The sequence below is a fragment of the Burkholderia sp. Bp9142 genome (genome assembly GCF_003853415.1).
In the GTDB taxonomy this organism is placed as follows: Bacteria; Pseudomonadota; Gammaproteobacteria; order Burkholderiales; family Burkholderiaceae; genus Burkholderia.
In genome coordinates this window covers 1-16,439 of record NZ_QTPP01000002.1, presented here as the reverse complement: position 1 = coordinate 16,439, position 16,439 = coordinate 1, and the positions used below count along the sequence as shown (strand labels likewise).

The 16,439-nt window shown below is 58.7% G+C and carries 12 protein-coding genes; 1 reads left to right on the top strand and 11 read right to left on the bottom strand.

Going from position 1 to position 16,439, the window contains the following annotated elements:
- The first annotated feature begins 243 nt into the window (after positions 1-243).
- Positions 244-1,122: a MurR/RpiR family transcriptional regulator gene (locus DIE22_RS02780; RefSeq protein WP_124604454.1), complete on the top strand. Its 879-nt coding sequence runs from the start codon at positions 244-246 to the stop codon at positions 1,120-1,122.
- Positions 1,123-1,242: 120 nt separating this feature from the next.
- Here DIE22_RS02780 and tssJ read toward each other — a convergent pair whose 3' ends face one another.
- The 11 genes from tssJ to DIE22_RS02725 form a co-directional block, all read right to left on the bottom strand.
- Positions 1,243-1,800 carry a type VI secretion system lipoprotein TssJ gene (gene tssJ, locus DIE22_RS02775; RefSeq protein ID WP_260426595.1) on the bottom strand — a complete coding sequence of 186 codons (558 nt, stop codon included), beginning with the start codon at positions 1,798-1,800 and terminating at the stop codon, positions 1,243-1,245.
- Positions 1,770-3,620 carry a type VI secretion system baseplate subunit TssF gene (gene tssF, locus DIE22_RS02770; RefSeq protein WP_124604453.1) on the bottom strand — a complete coding sequence of 617 codons (1,851 nt, stop codon included), beginning with the start codon at positions 3,618-3,620 and terminating at the stop codon, positions 1,770-1,772. The genes tssJ and tssF overlap by 31 nt, the downstream gene beginning before the upstream one ends.
- Complete coding sequence (locus tag DIE22_RS02765) at positions 3,613-7,158, bottom strand: ImcF-related family protein (protein WP_260426594.1); 3,546 nt, start codon at positions 7,156-7,158, stop codon at positions 3,613-3,615. Before DIE22_RS02765 ends, tssF begins: the two co-directional genes overlap by 8 nt.
- Complete coding sequence (locus DIE22_RS02760) at positions 7,124-8,461, bottom strand: hypothetical protein (RefSeq protein ID WP_124604452.1); 1,338 nt, start codon at positions 8,459-8,461, stop codon at positions 7,124-7,126. The genes DIE22_RS02765 and DIE22_RS02760 overlap by 35 nt, the downstream gene beginning before the upstream one ends.
- On the bottom strand, positions 8,461-8,643 hold the full coding sequence (locus tag DIE22_RS02755; RefSeq protein WP_311767726.1) for a PAAR domain-containing protein: 183 nt from the start codon (positions 8,641-8,643) through the stop codon (positions 8,461-8,463). The genes DIE22_RS02760 and DIE22_RS02755 overlap by 1 nt, the downstream gene beginning before the upstream one ends.
- A 108-nt stretch (positions 8,644-8,751) precedes the next feature.
- Complete coding sequence (locus DIE22_RS02750; RefSeq protein ID WP_124604450.1) at positions 8,752-9,216, bottom strand: hypothetical protein; 465 nt, start codon at positions 9,214-9,216, stop codon at positions 8,752-8,754.
- A 57-nt stretch (positions 9,217-9,273) separates the two neighbouring features.
- Positions 9,274-9,885, bottom strand: coding sequence for a hypothetical protein (locus DIE22_RS02745; RefSeq protein WP_124604449.1), 612 nt, complete (start codon positions 9,883-9,885; stop codon positions 9,274-9,276).
- Positions 9,886-9,924: 39 nt separating this feature from the next.
- The gene (locus DIE22_RS02740; protein WP_124604448.1) at positions 9,925-10,548 is read right to left on the bottom strand and encodes a hypothetical protein; all 624 of its coding nucleotides are present in this window, start codon (positions 10,546-10,548) and stop codon (positions 9,925-9,927) included.
- Positions 10,545-12,866, bottom strand: coding sequence for a M23 family metallopeptidase (locus tag DIE22_RS02735; protein WP_124604447.1), 2,322 nt, complete (start codon positions 12,864-12,866; stop codon positions 10,545-10,547). Before DIE22_RS02735 ends, DIE22_RS02740 begins: the two co-directional genes overlap by 4 nt.
- 5 nt (positions 12,867-12,871) lie before the next feature.
- Positions 12,872-15,223, bottom strand: a complete 2,352-nt coding sequence (locus DIE22_RS02730) for a type VI secretion system Vgr family protein (RefSeq protein ID WP_185640531.1) — start codon at positions 15,221-15,223, stop codon at positions 12,872-12,874.
- A 751-nt stretch (positions 15,224-15,974) separates the two neighbouring features.
- The coding region (locus tag DIE22_RS02725) for an AAA-associated domain-containing protein (protein ID WP_185640530.1) at positions 15,975-16,439 on the bottom strand (465 nt) is incomplete at its 5' end.

Genomic DNA, 16,439 nt, shown 5'->3' with positions numbered 1-16,439 from the left:
CACCGGGATTTTTATTCAAAAACCTAGGGTTATCACTGAACCATTCCGCGATATCTGACGGTTCACCGTTGCTTTGAATGTTTGTTTTATTACACATGTGAATGATTGAAGGTGGTGCGATGCGTCCCTCTAAACTGCAGTCGTACACGGCCCGCAGGCCGTCGATCGGCTAACATGCATGGAGTCGCCGGCAGACATATGTCTGCCGTTTGTCATTCAGATACGAGCAAGCCGGAGTGCCCGATGGGGACAAGCATCAGGGCGTTGCTGCTATCCCAGATGGATAGCTTCACGCCGTCGGAACAGAAGGTCGCGCATGCGCTGCTGGATCGCTATCCGAGCCTCGGTCTCGGGCCGATCGCGAGCTTTGCGAAGCAAGCCGAAGTCAGCGACCCGACCGTGTTTCGCTTCGTCGTGCGGATCGGCTTTCCGAACTACTCGTCGTTCCAGCAGGCGTTGCACGACGAGATCGACACCGCGATGAATTCGCCGCTCGCGCGGATGGATGCGTTCCACTCGGAATCGGGGATGCGCGACAGTAATTCAGCGATCTTCCAGCGGCTCTCGCAAGCGCTCGCCACGACGATCGAGGAACTCGACGCGGCGGCGTTCGACGAAGCGGTGACGCTGCTGGCCGATCCGGATCTCCGCGTGTTCTGCGGCGGCGGGCGTTACACCGCGCCGCTCGCGTCGCTGTTTTCCTTCACGCTCGCGTATGCGCGCCCGCATGTGCAGTACGTCGAGCCGAACGTGAATCTCGCGTCGGTCACGCTGACGGACATGGGGTCTGCCGACGTGCTGGTCATTTTCGATTTCCGCCGCTACCAGAAGGACAGCATCCGGTTCGCGCAGGCTGCGCACCAGCTCGGCGTCAGGGTGCTGCTGATTACCGACGAATGGCGCTCGCCGATCAGCGCGTTCGCCGAGATCGTGTTGCGGATCCAGGGACGCCCGTTCGCGATGCTGCAGACGAACGTGCCCGCGCTCGCGCTCGCCGAAGCGCTGGTGATCGGCGTGACGAACCGGCTTCCCGAACTGGCGCGGCAGCGGATGGAGAAGATCGAGCGGCTCAGTACCGGCGGGACCGGGCAGGATGCAAACCAGTGGGATCTGCCCGAATGACGGCGGGACGTCATTCAGGCGCGGGTATCAGCTCTCGACATCGCGGTGTTTGCAACTTGGATTAAAAACTACAACCCGCACCATTAAAGCGTTGCTCGAAGCATCGCCGCAATACTTCGTTCATGGCACCAGCTCTATCCGGTTACCCGTCACGACCAGCTTGACGGGATCCGTCTTCTTCCACCGTGACTTCGGAATCACCAGTTGCCACTCGGCACCGCCCTGACCACGGAAGAACCCCGCAACACCCACGGCTTGCGCGTCATTCGCCATTGGCGCAGACAGCCTCACCGTGGCGCCAGGCGCAAGCGTGGCTTCCAGACTGCCGAGCAAATCGCCCCCGAGTAATGCCTTGTCGTTATCGATCAGCTGGACGTAAGCTGCGTTCTCGAAGGCCTTCGCATCCTTCAACTGGTAGACGCGCATCACAACCGGCAGCGATTGTCCTTGCTCGTTCGCGTTGAGAGCGGAGCGGCTTTCGATCACGAAATTCATCTGCTTGACCTTCGCGACGAAAATCGCGCGCGTCATGTCGGTGGTCGTCTCATTCACCAATTGCCACATGCCGCAGCCAGACAACAATGCTGCTGTCGTCGCAGCAGCACACGCCAATCGAACGCTTCGCGTTATCCGATTTGTTTGCGGTGTCACAACCAGTCTCCTGTCTTGATCGTACATGGATAGCGCCTGATGGGGCCGCCCACGCCTTCGTACAGAACGAGCCGGACTGCAAAATGAAAGCACGCGTAGCGGCCTACGAAGCAGCTGAGTACGTCGCCGAACAGCGCGGCGTCACCCGGCCCGGCAAAACCCGATGGCTCGACCCCAACGTTTACATTCACGATGCGATCGACACGCGCCCCCGCCAGCTCCGTTTCCTCGTCGAGCCAAACGTAATGAATCGCGTCGATACGTCGTCGGTTATCGTCCTGTCGGGTCCAGTCGTACAACGACAGCGCGCCGCGCAGCACATTCGCGTCCATCATGTTCAACTCGGTTGTGCCGGCCCCATTGAAGTGAGAAATCACCTGCCAGCCATAGTCGCCACCGCGCGGGGGATACAGCGGCATCGTCGGGGCCGTCAGGTTGCGCACCCGTTCGACGCCGTTAAAGGTCGAAGCAGGCGTCGCAATCATCGATTCACCCAGCGCCATACGCGGCAAGCGCCCGTTGTTTGCCAACACCCGAACCGTTACGTGCCCGTCGGGCAAGCTGCCGGGTTCATCCCAGAGATGTCCACCCAACGTCACGATCATCTCGCGCTGGCCCGTCACGCCCTGTCGAATCGACGCGTGGTAGTGCCGATCCGGCAACTCGTGTCGGATCATCCCGCCGCGGTGCCGGAACTCCTTGATCGACTGATAGACGTATTGCTTGGCGGTGCGCGGATCGGTAGCCACGGCTGACAATACGTCGTAGGGTTCGACGTACTCGCCGGCCGACGCCGGAGCCCGCACCGGATAGTCGCGATCGTGTATGTTGGGTCGGATTGCCTGCGCGTCCAGTTCGAACAGATTGATCACCGGCGTGCAGAACAACCGGATGTTGTCCGCGCCGAATGTGACGTCACCGGGAATTCGATCCCGGATCACGATATCGAATTCGATGCGCGTTTCGCCCGGCGGCACACTTGCCGCGTCGAAACCGCACAAGTCGACGAAGTGGAACTTCTCGGGGAACGCGAAATATTCGAGCATCGTTTGCTCGCGATCGAAATCTGCGCCGCGCGCGGCAAAATCGATCGGCCACAGTCGTGCCTGCGCACCAAAGCCAGCCGCCTCGACAGTCATCGCCGGTCGTGGTTGTAGCTGGCCGTCGAGTATGCGCGGCATGCGCACACCGATCGACTCGACCTGGCGCGTGAAAACCGCGTACAGCGCCGATGCAGTCGACCGGTCGCCATGCAGGTGCAGGCGGATACGCGACAGGTCGTCCAACAACCGCTGCTCACGGTGCAGCAGGTCGAACGCGATCCGGATCACCGTACGACCGTCCTCGCGCACGCGCGCGCCGGCCTCGCACACATTGAGCGGTAGCAGGCGTATCGGCTGAGTGGTTCGGTAGACACATATCGTCCCGTCCGGTCCCACCGGTGTCGAACGGACCTGCAACCCCGGCGGCAGCGTATCGAGAATCCGCGCTTCGCCGGCACGCGGCATGCACTCGAGGATTGCCAGCGACGGAATCGTGCGGCCTGCATGCGGCCACAGGTGATCGAGCAATGGATCGGTGATTTCCGGCAGCGCATCGTCGAGTTTCATTCGCAGCCTGCTCGTGAGGAACGCAAAGCCCTCGTAGGTCTGCTCAACACTATCGTGGCGCGCGCCGGGCATCGTCATTCCTACTCGACGCGCGCCTTGTGGCTGGGACTTCGCAAACTCCCTACCCGCTTCGCGCAAGTAACGCATCTCCGCGTCGAAGTAGCGCAGGTACGGATCGTCCTCCGCACCGAAACCGCCCCGTTCAGGCATCGTCGGTTTGTCTTTGTCTTCACTCATGGCTGGAGATCCGGTGGCAGCGCGGCAGGAGCGGCATCGTCGACGCAGCGCCCGCCTTGCCGACGACGAAAATGCGATCCGGCATGCGGAATCCGCGCAGTTTCAGCAGTTCGATCGGCCCGGCACCGACCTGCGTACGCAACACGTACGACAGCGGCTCGTCACTTCCGGCATTCCACGTGAGTCGATAGCGCGTGCTATCAAGCTGCTTGATGTCAGCCTGGCTCAGCAGACGCAGGAACGCCCAGTCGCCAGTCGAATCGAATGCCTGTCGCAGGCCGGCGTTGAGCGTCTGCCATGAGAGCCCCGCGTGCCCGCTCAGGCCATTGCCGGGCCACGCCAGCGGCGTCCAGCGCTCCTGCTGATTGAAATAGATAACCTGCGTGCCATCGACCGACAGCGCCGAGCGCGTCACTTTTGGCGTCGGCAGCGCCATGATGTCGAATTTCTCTCTCGCGTCACCCTGCACGTAGAGCTGCGCGCCAATCGTCGACAACTGCCGAACGGCACTCAGGAACTTGGGATCGAACTGCAACGCCTGCGGTGCCAGCTCACTTGGCGCCCAATGGTCGCCCTCGAGTTTCATCACGCCGGCCAGCTGTGTCGTGACGAAGCGCGAAATCAGTCCGGTATCGGGCCGCACGTAGCGGCCAAGCTCGGCGAAGGACGCATCGGCCTGCGTATCGAAGAACGGATAGCGGCCACTCATCGCCGCGTTGAATGGCGCGGCAACACTGCCTCGCCATGCTTCATTCAGGCTCGCTGCGGCCGGCTGCAGGATGGTCTGCCAAGCAGCTTCGAGCGGCTGCGCGAAGACCGTATCGCCGAAACCCGCCCACGCCGTACCCAGGCTCGCGGCCGTGAGCGCCGCATCGTCGCGCGCCTGGGACAGTTCCGACAACTTGCCTTGAAACACCGCCTGCGCGAGCGATCGGGCCATTGCCTGCGCGTCGGAACTGCTCGCGATCTGTTGCAGCTTCAACCGCATCGTCGTGACCGCCGTCAGGTAACGCGACAGGCTCACGCCGTTCAGCGCGATGTTGGCTGGCATGGTGCTCTTTCCATTTGCAGCTGCAGGCAACGCGCCCGTGTCGCCCATCAGCCCGAGCAATGGACCAAACGGCGTGTCGAGCGGGTTGAAGGCGATCGCCCCTGCCTGCTCGTCCGCCCCGATCAGGTTCTGCGCCTTTCTTACCAGCGTGTCGGCTAGCGCCTGAGACGGCCGCCCAGCCTCCGCCTGATATTGGATGGATTGCATCAGCGCGATCAACGGAGAAGTCTGTGCATCCGCCAGTCGAGAAAGCTGTTCGACCGCGCCACTGAGATTGGACGCCGATTGCCACTGCATGCTGTTCAGCATGCGCTGCCATGCAGCCGTGTACTCGCCAAAATACCGTGCCTTCAACCGCTGCTTCAGTTCCTCGGCCGCGCGTTTCTCATCGACGATTGCGTTGGATTGGATCGTGCCCCGCCCAAGCGGGTTGCCGATTGTCAGCCGAGGCTGCGTGCCAGTCAGCACCCAATCGCTGCTGAGCTGGCGGTCGCCGGAAGCCTTGTCGATCGCGGCGGCGATCATGCCGTCCCACGCCGCGCGCGTATAGACCCCCGGCACGGTTCGCGACGCCATGAACATCCCGTGCGAATCGGCGCCATTCAGGAGCGTTTCGAGCGACGCGTCGGCATACTTGTTTTTGACTTCGTCGAGGATGCGTTGGTACACCGTGTCGTCAGCCGACGCGAGTCCCATCTGCGTAACCAGCATGTTGCGAGTCGCGGTCACGACGCGGTCGTCCATCGCTATCCGCCACTCGGGATGCGCTTTCAGGTGATTGGCGTAGAAACCTGCAAGCCGTCGGCCGGTATCGTCACGCTCACCCAGCGGCATCTCAACGGGGCGCGACCACAAGGCGACGAGCATGCGCTTCAGGAACGCCGGATCGGTGCGAGACGGGTCGCCGAGCATCAGGTAGGCCTTGAGCGCATTGTAGGTGCTCCCCCGCGTCTCCTGCGATTGAAGGCTGTCGGCACGCGCTTGATCCGTGGCCTTCAGCAACTCGCCGATCGTTTGCACCACAGGCACCTGCAAGTTGCGGGTCGCAGCGAGTCGGTATGGGTGCCAGAGTCCGCGGAGAATATCGTCATTGCGCGACAAGCCTGCCCGCAAGTACCACGGTGCGCCATGCTGCTGACGGTATTCGAGCTTTTCCATCAACTGTTGTAGCGCCAGTTGCGCACGCCACGCGGCGGCGGTCTGCGGCCGCGCATCGACCGCTGCGCTCGCTGCCGCCTTCGCATCGCGCATGAGTTGCTGGTTGCCAATGAACGACACGGTCATCCATACGCACCACGCCATCGCCGCGCCGATCAGGCACATCGCCAATGCGTTCGGCCAGTAAAATCCCACGCGCCAACCCATGCGCCGCCGGCTTGCGATTGCGCGCCACGCCGGCAGCAGTGCGGCCGGTTGCGGCGGAAACTCGATCGGGAGGTGCGTCATCGATTCACTCGCACCCGCCGCGATCGGCGCCGGAGTTGGCACCGCCGCTGTCGTCGCAAATACAGGGGCGAACATCACCCCCGCCAGCGGCGCGCGCAGCCAGTGCGAAGCAAGGAGCGCTTTCCAGCCGGTGACGATGTGTTCGCGCTGTTTCCCGATGTATTGCGAGATTTCGGCTAGATAGGTGACGCGCGTGGGCGCTGTGCAAAGCCGCACGCCCGCATCCGCCGTATCACGCTCGATCGCGGCGAGCTGATCGCGCAGGGCCAGCGCCGGCTGCCCGCCCGGGTACGGCGGCCCCGGAAACGCACCGATCGCCTCGAACATTTCAGGTCTGTCGCCTTGTGCAGGCACTGTATGCAGGAACGTCACAGGTGCAGCCCAACCGATGTCGGTCGCAAGCGCAGCGAGTGCGCGCGGGAGTTCGGTATCGCATTCATCCACGTGCGTGATCTGCACAACGCTGTCGACCGGCCGCCTGCGCCGCAGCTTGCGGATTTGTCGGCGCCATGTGCCCGCCTCGATGCCGTCCGGCGCCGCGTGCACGAGAATCACGTTGCCGACAGGCATCGCCCCCGCGCGCTTCAGGCCCGGGGCGACCTGGTCGATCAATGTGTCTGAACCGCTCACCATCAGCCACGGTGATCGGTATCGCCAGCGTAGGCCCTGCGACGCACGCAGTTCCTCGACCATGCGTTGCAGACGGGCATCGCGTTTCAGCGGCTTCCGCGGCTTCGTCGTTTCACCTATATCCCTGCGGAACATCTGTCCGGCAATGGCGTATGCGCCGATAAAAAACAAGCAGAGATGGATGGCGATGAATACGATCAGGGCGACGCTGATGGCGATCGCGACTTGCATACGGGCCACACCGGGCGCGAGATCGAACAGGTCGCCGCGGTGCCATACGAGGCCAATCGCGAACGCTGCAGCGATCAGCGCCGCGACAACCACGCCCCAGAGCGCGAGGCGCCCAGAGGGCGCAGACTCCATAGCGGGAGCCGAGTCAAACGGCCGCAAGGTCAGTTTCGGATCGGTCATGCTGAGCGTGTCCAGGCAACGAAGATTCCTTCCCGTGTTGACCGGGAAGCACGTGAATGACGGCGGACTGCACGCCATCGATGATCAGTTGCGGCGCGTCGGCCGCACCACATTCGATAACAGCGGCGACAGAGAGCCAGCCGCTGGCACTGCCAAAATCGCCCATGATGTAGGCGAGGTCGCATTGGGCGTCGCCGTTCGCAAGCGCCTCCAGGTTCGCGATGCGTAGCCCCTGATTGCAGCGCTTGACGGCGCGCGTGACCCAGGCACGCGTCACGGCATCGAAATCTGCCCGGCCCCAGATCACGGCATTCGCGAAACCGTACTCGATCTCGTCGGCCTTGCCTTCGACAGGTCGATGCAGGGTCGCCATCACTGGCACATCTTCTGGTAGGCGGTAGAAGCCGGCGTCGAGCAGCATCGCGACACATCCTTCCGTGCTGCCGGTTGGAGGCAGCTTTTCATGCCATGTCGTTGCGATCACGAGCAGCGGGCATGCTTCGCGGGCGTCGAGCCATGCGTCTGCCACCAGCAATCCGCGCGAAGCAGGTATGGTCAGTACGGTAAGGGGCGGCAGACCGGCCAATTGCAGCGCGTCGCGAACCTCCTGTTCGCGTAAGGCTTCGTCGCCAGGTTCTGCCAGGATGCGCACCTTCGGCCAGTGGGTGGCTTCGTACTGCGTGAGCGCGTGCAGGCTCGCGGCGAGTGGTTCGAGCGCCTCGGCGATCCTGAGTGCAAGCTGAGTAACGGGTCGCGTTGGAACCGCATCTAGTACGGCATCTGCCTCGGTCTCGTGAGTTGCGTCGACCGCATCGACTTCGTCAGCTTCGTCGAATATTTCCTGTGGGTCATCAAAGCGGCAATGCTCGACGACACCTGCGCCAGAACGGGGCTGCTGCTGTCGCGGCAAACGCACGCCAGCATGGATTGCCTGAGCAAGCGTCTGATCGTTCAAGGGCAAGCAATAGCCAACGCCAAGCACCCGAAGCGGCTGCTGCGCGACACGGACGCGCTCCGCCAGCCATCGGTCGCGATGGAGGTTGCGGTGGTAGGCGCGGTACCACATGGCCTCATAGCGAGCACGCTCGATCGCGAAGAGAAAGCCGAAAAAACCGTGCGGAATACCGAAGACGCAGAACCAGAACCACGGGCTGCCCGCTCGCTCGCCCTTGGGCCACATCAACAAGGCAATCACCGCCCCGAACACCGCGCAGGCCAGCCAGATGCAGAACCACCACGGCCAGAAGCGTGGACGGCTCGGATAGGCGCTCGGGCGTCCCGCCTGAGAGAGATCGACGGGCATTATTCGAAGTGGACGTTCGGCAGCGACGAGACCAACCGACAGGCACATGCGCAGCGATGACCATCAAGCGCGAATGGCTTGTTGTCGCGATCGGGGAACTTGTCGGCGCCTTCGTCGATGACGGTAGGTCCATGCAGGTCGCAAGTCGCATCATCACCCTTGCGGGCAAGCGGCTTGCCCATGAAGATCGTCCACGGCGAGCCACCGGCGACCTCGCCGCCGTGTTCGAGCGCGTCGCCTTTTCGGATCGGAGATTTTTTATGCATGTTTTCACTTAAATCAAGTAGCCCTTACTCTTCAATCGACAACCTAGTAACACATGTTTTAGGAATATTCCGATCCCAATAAGTGCTCATCAGACAACGCCTCTTTTTATCCACCCTAAGGTTAACAAACTCATCACCACATGACGGAAATCTTTCCACAAATCCATTATAAGAAGGAGAAAATGTAAAAACCCGATCGACTTGATACACCCCCTTCCCGTCGTCTGCGTGCGACACCCAAAAACCAAGACGCCCACTAAAATCATAACTACCAATTTTTATAATTAACGGTTTTTCTGTGTCGAAATTCACCTCCCCGCGTCTAACGCCGTTCTTTCCAGATAACCTCCAATCCAATTTTCCACCCTCAATTCCCACCACCGCGATAGCCCCAGGAGATGGGGAAAATTTTTTTGAAAAGTCAGCAGCATGCGAAAAAAATGATATCGCCAGCATCGCAACCGCCACCAAACCCCTAAAAATACTCATAAACACCGCAAACCAAACACACCCCACTTATAACAACACACCACTCCGACAATTACATCAGTTACCCATCAATTTTATTGACTTAATTATTGCATTGATCGCCCTCACCTTATTCTCCGCCTTTTCACTGAGCCTCCCGCCAGGGGTGGGTGGTTGCTCAATAATTGCAGAAACGAAAATCACAGGATTCTCGCCCGGGCTTTTCACTGAAACCAATGCAGCAGCGTAACAAATTGCTGGCCTCTCCCCATCATTCGAATCGACTTTACAAAGCACATTGTCGGCGTCATATGTAACGAAGTCGCCAATCATCTTCTTTCTTGCCGGATAAAGAACGTTATACCCGCCTTCTACGTATACAAAGGCATCGTCGGGCAACAAAGGAACTCGCCTTAAACCCTCTGCAGGAAGGTTTCTATATTTGATAAACCCATTATTCCAGACAACATCATCGGTAGACTTTCCATGCAAGCATATGGTCGCAGTTACCCTCAAGCGACTCACGTCCACACACACAGAACCATCCGAATCGATTCGCTTGTTTTCATAAATCGGCAAATCCACCTTGACCCCATTATTCAACACAACCTTCCTTGCATGCAAAGGAGATGCGACGCAAGTACAGCCGATCAGAATTAAAAACGCACCACATAAAAGTCGCTTAATCATACCCATCACCCACAACAAAAAAATCAGCGCGCGATCAAATTATTTATTCCAATTGAACAATCGAACGCATGCCACACCATCAACCCCAATCAATTTCCCAGTCTTTATTTCAATGATGTCGTTTTTTGAGTCTATCTCGCATCGATACCGACCCAACGACACATACCTTCCATCAAGCGATATAACGGGGTTCATATTCGACGATGCCTCTTCTTTCAATTTTGACTTGCTTGCAGTAACTCTGTAGAAACCTGGCACTTCTACCAACCCCCTATCACTCCCAATCCTTCCAACAACCGCCACAAAACTCAGAGGAGAAACAGTAATCGGAACCATTGATGCATAAATCCCGGCCTTAATATTTATATCCGACAGGAAGCTCACATGCGGAGCTGCACGCCGCGAATGAACGGGCGCACCATTCTTGCAATTATTTAAGTCATTGACAGGAATGTAATCAGTGCCAGCCAAGATAACTGCGCTTCCATCGGAACTCAGTGTAGGCTCTACGGGATCTTTGTCGACTAAGCAATCAAAATTACCCGCCGGCGTACGCACAGATAAATTAAAATACTCCCCCTCATTTGGAACGGCAGTGACCCGACACCAACTCAAAGTTGAGGCAGCCAGGAGCCCAACAAACATGAGAACTTTCAGTTTCAAAGAAGAATCTCCTTGATCATTCGAGTATATTTTATTCGATCACCAATCCCTGCCAGCCCCCCGTTGATTCCTCTAGTAATATTTTTTATTATTGCCTCCTCTCTCACGCGCTCAGCCGGCGTTCTCGGCATACAAACACTATCCTGATCAATGGCGCGAACAACCTTCGATCTGAGATAGGTTATATACCAAGCACCGGAATCCAAGCAATTTTCCGGCTCGGTGGCAACAATTTGAGGATTATTAATACGGGCAGGAATTTTCTTCATCAGCGCGCGATTTTTAGACGCATATTGAGGATCAGTCCACCATGCAATAGTAAAACTCGACTGCTGAATCCAGCCTCGATACAACCAATAATCCGAGTAACTACTGCGAAATGTAAGCTGCTTAAATCCACGGCCACGAAATTTTTGAGAATCCTCTTTATCACAGTTTCCAAATCGCCAATCATACGATGAGGCTATGAGACCGCCTTTTGAACTGTACTTAGTCAATCTAAAGTATGGATCCTCTTCGGAGGGAATTTCCCCATACCAATGCCCAAGATCTTTTTCGGACTTTACCGATATTGGATTTATGCGATCCCCATAAATTGCAACCTCTGTCACCTTACCTACCATACTCGATTCCTGCATACCACATAGAAATTTTGACTCCACCGCACCTTGGCCCAAAAAATGAGATTGCCTCAAATAATTCACCAATCCATATTTCCTCAGCGAAAAATTCAGGGATTTTCTGTACTTTTCCCGGGTAGCACCCGCCTCGGCAGACATATGACTATCCGAATAAATCAATGCAAGTTCTTCTTTGCTAAACCATGTTGATTTTCTAAAATGCCTGACAAACGCAAGCGGATGAAAAAACCACAGCTTCTGCCCCGCCGAAAGCCCCGTTTTGTCCCAAAACTGAACTTCCTTCAGGTACTTCAAGAAATCCTTGTAGCCCTTCTCATTACCGTGGTAAAAGCCGCCCTCATCGAGCAGCCTCGCATAGCGTCCCTCGTTGTTCGTACTATCCCACTCACTCGGTGCGTGACAGACAAGGCCGCGCAACTGCCGCCGTACCGGGGCAGTCGACAGCGCTCTGATCTTGCGAGCTTCCGGCGCCTCCCCGGTCACCGCTGGCACTTCGTGCGAAGCAGCATCGTTGAGCATCTTCTTCAGCGCATCCACATCGCACAGTCCGTCACTGCTGAACGGCGTATTGCCCTCACTGACTTTCTGCCAACCCACGGAAGACAGGAAGTCCGCATCGGAGAACTTGTGGATGCTTGAATCATTGATATCGATGTAGCCAACCTTGTCTGCCGCCCAGTTGACCTGCATCCACGTCGCGCGCGCATCTGCCGCCAGAGTTTGGGACGGGGACAGGATGCGGCCAAAGCGCAGCAGCTCGTAGCCGTCGCTGGGACAAGACGGATAAAGCGCCGTTGCACGCTTGTACAGGTCGTATTCGTAATCCTTTTCCTCGACGGGTTGCGGTGTGAGCAGCGTGCGAGTGCCGTCATGCGCCAGGCTCCAGACAATTGTGTATTTCGAGCCGACGCTGAAGTAGCTCTCAACGAGCAACGGCAGGGGATTTGAGCCCTCTTGACCTGGCTTGAATTCAATCCCATGCAACTTGTTGCGGGCATCGGCCTTCTCAGGCAAACGGCGAAACCTGCTGCCTGCCGGAATGACAAAATACGCATGCCCCCACCAGTCCGTTCCGGTTGGCGGGGTGGGCGTACTGTTACCCAGTTGCGTACGCCCGAAATACGCATCGAAATCCGCCGGCAACATGAAGATTTCGAAATGCAAATGCGGCATGCCCTCATACTCGCCACGCCACCCCAACACGTCCTTGCGCCGGACCTTCTTGCCCTCCCCGGAGACCGCCGGCGTCACCTGCCCCTTGTTCACCGAACCGGTCGGCATGCGCAGGAACTCGGGCATGTCCTTGGCGTTCGCACTGTGCTGCAGATACTCCGCCAGCGGCATCAGATGCATATAGAGCGAATAGAAGGTCAGCATGCGGCCTTCCCCAGTCTCGGTCGTATGCTTGAGCAACACAAAACCCGTGTGGCTCACGCCGCCGTCAACCCCATGCTGACAGACGCGATAGGCAACGACCTCGCCGTCCGCAATCGCGCGCACCTTACCCTTCGTATCGGGCTGAAGATGCACACCGCAGTGCCAGCGCCGATCAAAGGCAATCGGATAGACGCCGTGGTCACATTCGAACTTGTCTACTGCATCCATCATCGGATCGGGGTTCGTCCCGGTCGGGGCCGCGAGACCGGCTTCGGGCAGAAACGGAGGGCTGATGATCATGATCGTTACTGTGTGTGGCTGTATTTGACGCTGGGCTGGTAGTCACTCACCGGCAGTTGCGGCAAGTGGATGGACGTATTGCCGGGCCCTTCGAACGTGAACGAAGCCGCTCTGATACGGAATTCACCCGGACAGTTGAATACGACATTGCCGTTCTCGATGGTCATCGACGCGCCGCCGCTGGTCACCATCGCCCTTGTCTTGGCATTCACGAGCACATTCGCGTTGGCGCTCGACACGTGCAATTGCTCGTCGGAGAAGAGATCCATCGGAGCACGTTGTGCTTGCAACTCGATTTTCCCTTTCGAGAAAATCTTGATGCCAAGCTTGTGCGCACACAGCGAGATCAGATCACCGGCCACCATGCGCAGGCGCCTGACGACGCTCACGTCCATATCCCGGCCCGCGGTGATGATCACGTTCTCGCCCGCCGAGTGCTGCGCCGATTTCGATGTCACGAACGCCATGCCGCCGGGGGCACTGGCAAGCAGCCCCGCGTCGCGAAGCTGATTCAGGCTGTCGAGCAGCGCCGCCTGCGTCGCGCGGTCAGCAGGCTCGGCCTTGACCTGCGTCGTCGCGGCCGCAAGATCCGTTACGCGCTGCAATGCAGCCTTGAGTTGCGCAACAGCGGCGGGCATATCGAGGTGCTGCGTCGCGGACCCGCCGGCTGCGTCTGCCGAGACGAACAGCCCCTTTGGCGCGCGCACCGTGCCCCAGTTCTGCGTGGTCAGTTCGAAGCCCTCGCCGCGCTTGTTCTTCTCACGGTCGACCAGATGGCCCATATTGAGCGACGACTGCCCGAACACCGTCGCCAGCCGGATGCCCTCGTGTTCTTTCAGATCCTCGAAGCGCAGCTTGTTGCCGAGCAATGGCGAGCGGAACACGGCGCGGCTGTACCAGCCCTCCTTGCCATGCACGAGGTCCCGACGCGCATGGTCATGCAGGGCTCCTGCGATAAGCAGGCGATCGCAATTTCCTTGAGTCGCGACGACGCGTACTTCCGACCGCGGCAGCAAAGGGATGTGCAGGCCGCCTTGATACGACGCAGACGTACGCAGGAGGCGCAACGGCATGCTGTTCGTGCCGCGCTTGCCGCTGTGCCGGGTGAACAGAAGCCTGATGCGATAGCGGCCGTACTCGTCCATCCACGCGTACGGCTCGTCATCGCCGGACTCGACCACACCGATCAGCATGCCGGTGACCCATCGCCAGTGCCTTTCAGGAACATATTCCGGCCGGTAGGTCTGGTGCGCGGGGATCGCTTCGAACGTATTGGTCACGGATTGGCTGCGGCTACCCGTCGTGACGAGCCGCGTAATCACCATCCCGTGCGGCGCCTCCGGCACCACGTCATTGGTGATCCGCACCACCATGCCGGGCGTCATGCCAATTACGTTACTCGTGCCCGCGAGCCGCATCTGCCGCGCAAGCAGTTCGTCACGCCGCGCGTCAGCCAGCGCCTGCCCTTCTTCGACCGAATGGAAATGCTCGATGCTGTGGTTCACGCTCCCATACACCGAGCGGTCGTCATCGGGCACGACCGATTCGACCTGCAGTGGGTCGTCGGGTACGCGATAGTTGTGATCCCATTCGCGCACCTTCTGCGGCACGAGCGCACGCGTGACTTCCAGCGTCAGAATCGCCTCGTGCCAGCTCGCCAGACCAGAATGCGGCAGCAACGGCACATCGAGCGCTCGCATATAACCGCGCGGCGTATTGCCGAACACCAACGTGTCGCGTTGCGGACCGTCCTCCTTCTTGGCCTGCTTGAAGTAGTAATAGATCCCCGCGCGCCGGCAATGCCGATCGATGAAGTTCGCGACTGTCTCTTCGTACATCACGGTTTGTTCCAGCTTCCCGTCGAGCCCTTCCAGCTCGAACTCGATATCGAAGGATTGGAACAGATTGCGATCGACGATCACGTCGGTCAGTAGTTCGCGAAACGACTTGTCCAGAAATACGGCCGAATCGTGCACCTCTTCGAGCAGCGAGAGACGCGGCTTCAGGTGTAACTGATAGGTCGCCTCGTCGCGAGACGTTTTGACGCGAGTCCATCGCGTTACTACGCCATGCACGGTACGCGCCGCATGCTGAACGGGATCGATCAACCCCGCCATCGACGGCACGGACGCGTGTTCCTCGATCGTGAAAATCGCCGGCCGACCGACGATCGTCGCACCGTCGATCCGTCTGTCCTGCGACGTCACGGTGATGTCCGCGAGGAATCGCGTATTCATTTCCTCGGTCAGGACGAACGACAGAACGGAGATCGACGCGTCCAGCGTCGCGATCTCCAGATGCAGAGGCTGGGTAACGACCGAACTGGGGTGTTTCAGAACATCCTGAATGGTTCGCATGGCTGCTATTGAACGAGAGGTTGGAAACCGGCACGTTCGCCCACTCATGCAATCGGGGACGCAGTGCCACTACGCTCTCGCCAGTGAAGCATATGCTCACGAAAATGAACACACGCCGCCCCAGACCTGATAATCCGTTATTTTTAAGATATGCCCAAAACATCGGGCCGCATTTAATTAACTCTATTTTTATTTCTCTCGCCCTGGACCATCTCAGCATCTCTCCTTTCAAGGCATCGATAGAGCTGAATCCTTGGAAGGGGCAACGTGTCCGCAGGCCTCATATCCTATAGGTGCATGGCATCCGCCTCCAGTGCCACTCCTCATCACGGAAAATCAATCCCTCTGAAATTCGAGTTATTGAGCGATCGAGACGAATTCAATAAAACATCATTTAAATCCGCGCACCTCGTTGCAATACCGGTCCATTAATCCGGAAAATAATCGAATCAAACAATGTAGAAAATTGTCACGCGATCGTCGCGATTCGATCTCGCTATTTTTTGAGATGATTAACCGGGACCGGCAGACCGGCAGAACGATCAGATGTCCGACATGGCATGGCGTTGCGCCGAAGCCAGAATGACGTTCGGGTTCGTTGCCGATCTGGTCGAACAACTATTCGGAGGCTGTCCGGCACCTTCACGGCCGGACTCGTCGGCAGCGCCGCCGGCGCTGTGCAGCAGGCTCCGACGTCGGCGCGACATCGATGACGGATGGACGTCGCGCCCTATGTATCTACTCCCGGACTTTACGACTCGACATCCTCAAGACTGAACACTTCCGTCTTGTCGTTGTACGAAAAGACTTCTCCGTAACGGCCCCAGTCGATCACCGCGTCGAGCGTTTCCTCGGCCGCGCCGTCCGACAGAAAATCCTCCAGCTCCTGCTCGAAACGCACGCGCGGCGCGCGATGGCCCGGGCGCTCGTTCAGCACCTTCTTGATCCGTGCGGCGAGCGGCACGTGCTTCAGCAGATGATCGGCGAACATCAGCTTGCGCTCCTGCGTACCGAATTCCGCGAACACGCGCGCAGGCGGCGTCAGGAACACGTCGCCCTCCCGCACGTCGGCAAACCCGAGGAACTGCAGCACTTCCGCGATCGGAAACAGCTCGTCCACCTCCAGATGCAGCGTGCGAGCGATTTCCGGCATGTCCGCGCGGCCGTGGTACGGCGCCATCGCGAGCGTCTCGATCAGGCCGGCCATCAGGTTGGT